This window comes from Rothia nasimurium, assembly GCF_928381415.1.
Classification (GTDB): Bacteria; Actinomycetota; Actinomycetes; order Actinomycetales; family Micrococcaceae; genus Rothia; species Rothia nasimurium_H.
Genome location: NZ_CAKMSF010000016.1, coordinates 1 through 3,801 on the forward strand (window position 1 = coordinate 1; position 3,801 = coordinate 3,801).

At 54.4% G+C, this 3,801-nt stretch carries 3 protein-coding genes; 1 reads left to right on the top strand and 2 read right to left on the bottom strand.

Annotation, left to right across the window (positions count from 1 at the left end):
* Together L7A20_RS11715 and L7A20_RS11720 are read right to left on the bottom strand one after the other, a co-directional pair.
* Positions 1-221 (bottom strand): hypothetical protein (locus L7A20_RS11715; RefSeq protein ID WP_237223662.1); only part of this gene is annotated, 221 nt, incomplete at its 3' end.
* A gap of 238 nt (positions 222-459) precedes the next feature.
* Positions 460-1,071: a hypothetical protein gene (locus L7A20_RS11720; RefSeq protein WP_237223663.1), complete on the bottom strand. Its 612-nt coding sequence runs from the start codon at positions 1,069-1,071 to the stop codon at positions 460-462.
* Between the two features lie 1,573 nt (positions 1,072-2,644).
* Here L7A20_RS11720 and L7A20_RS11725 point away from each other — a divergent pair.
* Positions 2,645-3,544, top strand: coding sequence for a replication protein RepA (locus L7A20_RS11725; protein ID WP_237223664.1), 900 nt, complete (start codon positions 2,645-2,647; stop codon positions 3,542-3,544).
* The last annotated feature ends 257 nt before the right edge of the window (positions 3,545-3,801 follow it).

Here is a 3,801-nt window from a genome sequence, read left to right on the forward strand (position 1 = left end):
CCGGTGCGCGGGTCAATCCATTCAACCCACCCTTGGTATTCCTCGGGGGTCAGAAGCTGAATATCCTCGATATTTCCATCGGAGGTGTAGGCGGTGCGGGTGGCTAGAAGCTGGTTGTTTTCGGTGTAGTAACCGCTGGCTGCTAGCTGGGTATCTTGCTCAAGATAGCGCCGTGCAGCTTGTCCGCCGGTGCCTTTGAAGAAGACCATTCCGCCTTTCATTGTCTGACCTCCTTTCGCCCTGGGTTGGTGTGCGTTTTTGTCACGGGGCGCTAGCCCAAACTGTGTTTGGCATACGTGCCTGTTGTTATCTCTTACTTTCTAGTTTAGTGGTGGTGGGTGTTCTTGGGTAGTGGTTTGGTGGTTTCGTTCTGGTTGTTTTGTGGGGGTGGGTGCTCTGTGTGTGGCTTGCTTAGTTGTGTTTGCTCTTTGCTTTTGGGTGGTGGTGTTGTTTGGGTGCTTAGTCTTCTTCATGCTCTAAGGTCATAAGTCCTTTGATAGCTGGGGGTAGCTTCTTTAGGTGCTCTTGGCGTTTGTGTTCTGCTTGGGCTTTGGCGTGGCTTTGGAACTTGATGAATCGCTTGTGCCGGGTGTAGTCGTGCTCGTCCCATTCGCGATGGGGTTTGTGGTTGTAGTACCAGCGGGCGAAGTGCATGTAGTCAGAGATGAGGGTGCTTGGTGCTCCTAGTGATGTTTGGAGTCGGTAGATGAGTCGGCCAGCGTTTTTGAGCTTGCGGGTGAGCTGGCGGTTCTCTTCTTTCAGGATCTGGTTTTGCTCGCTGTAGGGGGCTAGCCGGTTTTGGGCGGTGGCGAGTTTTGCCTGCGTCTTGGTTGCTTCTGCTTTCCAGTCTTTGGTGCGCTTTTGTCCGGTGCGTAGACGCTGGTTTTCTGCTCGCAGCTGGTGCAGTTCGGTCAGGATTTCTTCGACTTCTTGGGGGCTGTAGGGGTTGGCGATGGGTTGGCCGGTGCGCTTTCGGCGGGATGCTTTGGCTCGGCAGGCGCTGGAGCAGGTGGCTGTGGTTCCGGTGTAGTTTTTCCGGCAGACGGGGCAAGTGCGGTTGCTGGGGCGCACGGTTTTTCCTTACGGGGAGACGGATGGATGGACGGTGCGGACGGCGATGTCCTACACGTGATTCTTCTTCCGTAGCTCACCTTGGATAAGTGAGAAAGTTCCCTTGGGGCGGGGTGGTCGTAGCGGTATTTTTTCTGCATGGATACGCGCTAAAGACAACAAAACACCCCAGTGTTAGACTTGAGGGACAAAAGCAGATGCCCTTCACCGACCGCTAAATCAGATGAAGGGCACCCTGTACTGGGGAATGCTTACGACAGGCCTAACTAACCGTCGATGGCATTCCAGAATTCAGCAACGGCCCGTAGAAGTTTCGCAATGGACTCCACCCATTTGCGAGCTTCGCGGGCCTTCTTTTCGGCCTTCTTCCGCTTCACAGTACTCACCTCCTCTTCGGTCTTCCTCACGGCGCATTCAGCAAAGTGTCGGTACCGGGGAGCCGTGAAGAGGGGCTTATCAAAAACCATAGACCACAAAGGTCGTGCGTGTCCGTGTCCCCGCTAGTCAGAGGGGCTTTTTATGGCTCTGAAGAGGGTCTGCAAAAGAGGGTTTTTGCGCTAGTTATCCGGGGTTTTGAGTACATGCAGCTGTACATGTAAAAAAATTTTCTGGCCCCCTCTGCCCCCAGGGTCTACACGCCCTACCCCTCAAAAGCTCTACAAGCCTTTCTAAGGCCCTAAAAATTTGCGGACGGGTTTCCGGGCATTTTTGGGGTTTCAAGCTCTTAGAAGTGGGTTTTTGGGCGTTTTAGCGATATTTACGACTGTCTTTACCAAAAAAATTTTCGCGCGCGTACTTAACAAGACTTTTTAACTCAACCCCATCTCAATCACACAAAAAGCCGAAAATGCCGATTCCAGGCGCGCAAGCGAGAGCGAGCACTTACCCGGAGCCAGCGCACCGAGCTTGCGAGGGAGCAGGCGCAGGGTGAGCGAGCGGTAGCTTGCGCGCCAGCGCTAGGGGGGGGTGCGGGGGGAGCGGGAGCGTCCCCCCCACAAGAGCATGAGCGAGGCACGAGCGAATGCAGAATGCGCCAACGGCGCCAAAGCCAGAGTTTGAGTGCGGCGATTGAGCACTCAAGAAAAGGGAGAGTATGCGTAGCATTCCTTTTCTTTTGTTAAAAGCCTTTTGTTAATAGCCTTTTGGTGAACGTCTAATTTTGCTAGATAAGTCGTTTGTTCACTAGTGCGTTCTCAGACGTTCTCATTAGAGGCTTCGGGCTAAATCCCCCACTACTTCGGGCTAAATCCCCCACTACTTCGGGCTAAATCCCCCACCCACTTCGGGCTAAATCCCCCACCCACTTCGGGCTAAATCCCCCACCCACTTCGGGCTAAATCCCCCACCCACTTCGGGCCACTTCGGGCTAAATGTCCCACTCGCCTGCCCTTCCCCGTAAACGTCCCACCTGACAAGCGAAAGAAAAACTGACTTACCCGCGTGTAGAGCTGCAACAAGACCAAGTGCAGCGTAGGCTAAACGGGTAGCACAACGGCATAAAAAATGCCCCCATACCTGCGCTAACAGGTTGAGGGCTTGCCAGTCCTTACACCGCTTAAAGCAAAGGAATGACATGGAAAATAATACCATCTCAAACGTTACTGCCCCCGCCTCTAGCGAGGAAGTAGAAAAGCTTCACAAGAGCTTCTACCCGGCAACCCTTATCTACGGCTCCCTGCCTTATCGCCCCATCGAGAGCAACCTCTGGGTACGCGAGAACGGCCGTAACCGCACCGCCATTACAGCCGGTGCTATCACCAACCCCGACGGCACCGTCGAGAGCTTCATCCCCTCAGGGAAACTCGCTCGCGCAGCCCTGCTATATCTGACCACTGAAGCCAAAAAAACCGGCTCACCTCGAATTGATTTATCCAAGTCATACCGTGGTTTTCTTAAAGACCTTGGGCTGAAATGGGATAGCAAAACTGCTAAAAATGCTGAGAAGCAACTGCGCGCCGTGCTCTCCATGACCATCAACGTATCCATCACCGAACACCGCGAAAACGGCGACACCAAAATCACCGAATATGACCTGATGGTCGGTCGCGGTCGCGAAATCGTCTTCGACGCTAACGCCGACATTAAAGAACGCGAGTCCTACCTCCTGCTCTCAGACGACTTCTTCGAGTCCGTCATTCAGAGCAACGCCGTCCCGGTCGAAACTGAAACCTGGCGCGAACTGCTCAGCGAATCCAAATCACCCCTGGCGCTGGACATTTACCTGTGGCTCTCTAGCCGTCTCCCCCAGCTCCAGGCCCCGCTGTACATCAACTGGGAACAGCTTCAGGCTCAGTTTGGCTCTCAGGCACAGGAGATTCATGACTTCAAACGCCGCTTCCGTGTGGCTCTTCAAGAAGCCCAAGCCCACCTGCCTAACGCTAACGTCACCGAAGAAGGCCAAGGCCAAGGTAAGCAAAACGGCTTCAAAGGCCTCGTCCTGCGCCCCTCAAAGCGCTCCATCACGCAAAAATAACCCCCCTAGCGCGCAACAGGCCCCGTAGATCCGGAAAAATCCGTTTCTACGGGGCCTGCTCAACTGTTCCATAGTGAACAGTTGAGCTTACAGGCTCGGGCCATAATCAGCCCCAGGGTCAAACCCCGGCACAGGTTCAGGCCCCCGCGGACCAGCAGACCCAGCCACCGGCGCACTCACGCTCTTAGGCATATCACTAACCCAATACCGCTCATTAGCACCATCAACAAGCCGTAGATTCTCCACAGCCCGCTCAC